Genomic DNA, 3,883 nt, shown 5'->3' with positions numbered 1-3,883 from the left:
AAAACCCCAACCTGATCTTTGTTAGAACCTTTTCCGTGACAAAATTTTTTAATCCACTCCTGCTTTTAAGGCTTCGCTCATGGAAACTACCTCTATGCTCTTTGCACAAATCAGCTTGCTTAACTGATAGGTCAACATGATGGCTATAAAAGATATTAGCACATAAAGGGGACTAATAATTGTTGGCAGCATTAAATTAATTATATTGCCGAGATAACCATACAATGCACCCATTGACACCAAAGCAATAGGAATAGCAACTATAAATCCGAACACAATAACCAGGGTGGAGCTGTTTAATATCAGAGACCGAATCTCCCGGCGTCGATAGCCAAATATCTTGAAGAGTGAAATGGTATTTTTGTTTTCCTCAATAATCAGTGAGGTTACCAGGTAGAGAATAATCAAGGCAACAATACTGGATACAATAGTCATCAATACTACCATGGAATTCAACTGTCCCATAAATTCATCTATTGCCTCAGGCAATTCAGCCATGGATTTTGTTCCTAAAAGCATTTCGTCAGGAATACCAAGTTTTCTCGTGCTGAACAGACCCATATAACTGTTTTCCGGAAGCCCCATTTTTTGGTTAAACTCTGCAATCGGCATATATAAAAACTGCTCGATATAAGAATCAGCGACAGCATCAATCTGAAAGGAGTAGGATTTTCCATCTTCTTTGTTGATGAAGGTGACATTGTCACCGGCTTTAATATCCAGCCGATTGGCCAGAGCTTTTGTAATATTTGTCTGGTTGTTAGGAATGAGGTTCCCCTTGCCATCTTTTAGCATTACAAGCTCTGAATCGGGCTCTATCCCGGATATATAAAACTCAATTTCTTCCTTATTTTCAGGATAAAATTTCCCTGCATTAAAGGCTTCTGCTCCTTCCGGCAATTCACCAAACTGCATTTCCCTGAAAGAATATTCGTAGTCAAACTGGTATACATCTAAAGATTTGAATGCATGGTTCATAGAGTTCATAATGGTAAAACCAAAGAGCATCAGGACAGAGGCACTGGTAACACCCAGGAATAGGAACAAAAGCCGTGAGATACTTCTAAACTGCTCACGCAGTTTGAATTTTGTACTGAATTTAAACCTATCTAATTTTATAGCTCGCTCCAGCACATTTACCTTGCTGTTTTGTATATCCCCTTTCATCAGATCTGCCGGTGAACGCTTTAATTCCGAACGAATCACCAGATAACTGCTGAGACCTAAAAACAGGATAGGCGTTAATATCCCGATTAATACATTTATAAAACTGAATTCAATGCCCGGAACAGGAACATTATAATAGGAAACCATGGCCAAAACCATTGGCTTGATAAAAGGCAGAGCCAGCAGACTTCCTATTATTCCACCTGCAAAAGCCAGCATGACCGGAAGGGCCATATAGTGACGCATTAACTCGCCATGCCGGTATCCCTGGGCATAAAGTGTACCTATAATTACCGATTCCCGGCGAATCATTCGCCAGAACATGATACCTATAATCAAGCAGGATATCAGAAACATTAATACCGGAAGCGGTACACTCATGGTTTTCATGCCGGTGATGGAAGCCCATACCATCCTTGCCCGTTTGTTATCCATAATGTTAATCCAGTCAGATACGGTAAAGCCTTCTTCCTGCAAGACTTGACGTAATTCGACTGCCTGGGTATTAATGCTCCTGTTTCTATTATTAAACCTGACTGAATAAATGCTGTTAGCATTATCTATATCTGAAAATTCCTCAAATTCCTTGCGATTAATAACGCCTACCCCAAAATCATTTGGAGAATACAGGATATTATTCACATTCTTCAGCGGATAGATATAATGGGGTAAAGACACAAAACCCACCACAGTGAAGTTTTTACCTGCTGCTTCTATTTGACTCCCCAAAGGATAATTGTTGGCTTTGGCAAAAGCAGGGTCAAGAAGTATTTCTCCCAACCCGGAAAGTGGCTGTCCTTCAATTACAGCCGGGATATTAACCTTTTTTGTTTCACTTAAGACCCGTAATGTAAGCGAATCAGACAAGGCAGCATCAAAACTCAAATATTCTTCAATGATGATATCAGCCTCTTTTTCTAATTGTGCGCTGTCGGATTCGGATATAGTCTTATCTGTTGAAAAGGACAGGTCTTCTTGTATGTGCTCTTCTGTAAAGGATGTGACCAGGTTAGCCAGATTTTGGGAAAGTCCGGCAGCAACGATAAAGGTATAGCTTCCAAGAATAATCAGAAGAAGAATGCCCAGATAGCGTAATTTATTTTCCTTGAAAATCCGTATTATCCTCCTGTTCAATGCCATTACCATTCAATCCTTTCCGCGGGAACGGTTACCTCATTGACTGTTTCATCTGCTATTATGCCGCTTCTGAGCTTAAACACTCTATTGCCCATGGCAGCAATGGCAGCATTGTGGGTTATCATCAAAATAGTTGTTCCAAATTTATTATTAATCTGTTGCAACAGTTTTAATATACTGCGGGAGGTCTGATAATCCAGGGCTCCGGTTGGCTCATCACATAGTAACAGCTTCGGATTTCTGACAACAGACCTGGCAATGGAGACCCTTTGTTGTTCACCTCCACTCAGCTCTCTGGGAAAACGATGCTTTTTGTCAAGAATTTCTACTGCCTCTAAGACTTCATCCATACCCAGGGGTGATTTGCTGATATTGGAAACTACCTCAATATTTTCCCCGGTTGTAAGGTTTGGAATAAGATTATAGAACTGAAACACAAAACCGATGTGTTCCCTTCTATATTCAGTCAATTCTTCATCGTTCAACTTGTCTACTTCAATCTCATCTACAATAACCTTTCCGCTGTCACCCCGATCAACACCACCAATGATATTCAGCAGGGTGGTTTTACCCGAACCTGAGGGGCCAAGAATGACGCCAATCTCTCCTTTTCCTAATTTTATTTCTATACCCTTTAAAACCTCATTTTTAACTATACCCGTTGTGTAGGTCTTCTTTAAATCAGAGACAATAATAAACATGCTATTGTTCCCCCTTTTTATAGAAACACTGTTTCAGAATCTCAAAATATTCATCTGATTCACTGAGGATTTCCCTTCCAACATCTTCAATGGAATCAAGTTCATTCATATGTTGCTCGGCAAAGCTCAACATGGTCCAGTTAATTATATTAATCATTTTTTCACGGTCAATATCTTCCCGGAATTTGCTCCAATCAATATTTTGATAGCCTTTTTCCAGGCCACTTGCAATCAAGTCCTGTTTAAGTTTGCTAATTGCAGGCTTCACATCAGCTGCATCCTCATGGGATACAGCCTTAAGAAAATTAAATGCGTGTGGAAACTTTTTATAAATCTTAAACTTTACCAATCCCAATTGTCTTATTCTGGTAAAGAAATCCGGTTCATTCCAATCCACTTCAGCGTAGATCTTTTTAATCACCTTTTCTACATAATCAAGCAAAAATAAGTATAGTTCCTTTTTATTATTAAAATAATTGAATAATGAGCCCTTGGAGATTCCCGCTTGTTTGATAATTTCGTTTGTGGATGCCTTGTCATAACCATTTCGGGCAAACTCCTTTAATGATGCATTAATGATACGTTCTTGTTTTTCTGATTCCAGGCTATGAAATTGTGAATAAATAACTGCCACCTCTTTTCCTTTTCAAAACAAAATTCAGAACAAATAATCTTATTGACCAGAGTGGTCATTCTTATAATACACTATAATGACCACAATAGTCAATAATTTTTGAAACATTTTTTAAACTACAAATGAACCTGCTTTGTTGTTATTGCTTTGACAAAAGAATAGTCATGTTCTACAAACAGCATAGTCGGCTGATGCTTAAGGATTAAATCTTCAATCTGAATACGGGAAATAACATCAATATAAT

General features: G+C 38.7%; 3 protein-coding genes. All 3 read right to left on the bottom strand.

The features are described from left to right. Positions 1-48: 48 nt before the first annotated feature. Genes PHQ99_08065 through PHQ99_08055 form a run of 3 tightly spaced genes read right to left on the bottom strand, consistent with a single transcriptional unit; the run spans position 49 to position 3,639 of the window. Entirely contained in the window at positions 49-2,307 is a 2,259-nt protein-coding gene (locus tag PHQ99_08065) for an ABC transporter permease (protein ID MDD4289525.1), read from the bottom strand. After that, positions 2,307-3,005, bottom strand: coding sequence for an ABC transporter ATP-binding protein (locus tag PHQ99_08060; protein ID MDD4289524.1), 699 nt, complete (start codon positions 3,003-3,005; stop codon positions 2,307-2,309). Before PHQ99_08060 ends, PHQ99_08065 begins: the two co-directional genes overlap by 1 nt. A 1-nt stretch (position 3,006) precedes the next feature. Next, the gene (locus PHQ99_08055) at positions 3,007-3,639 is read right to left on the bottom strand and encodes a TetR/AcrR family transcriptional regulator (protein ID MDD4289523.1); all 633 of its coding nucleotides are present in this window, start codon (positions 3,637-3,639) and stop codon (positions 3,007-3,009) included. Between the last annotated feature and the right edge of the window lie 244 nt (positions 3,640-3,883).

It is taken from the genome of Atribacterota bacterium (assembly GCA_028703475.1).
GTDB lineage: Bacteria > Atribacterota > Phoenicimicrobiia > Phoenicimicrobiales > Stramentimicrobiaceae > JAQVMU01.
The sequence above is the reverse complement of the archived record's forward strand: the minus strand, read 5'-3'. Positions and strand labels throughout refer to the sequence as shown.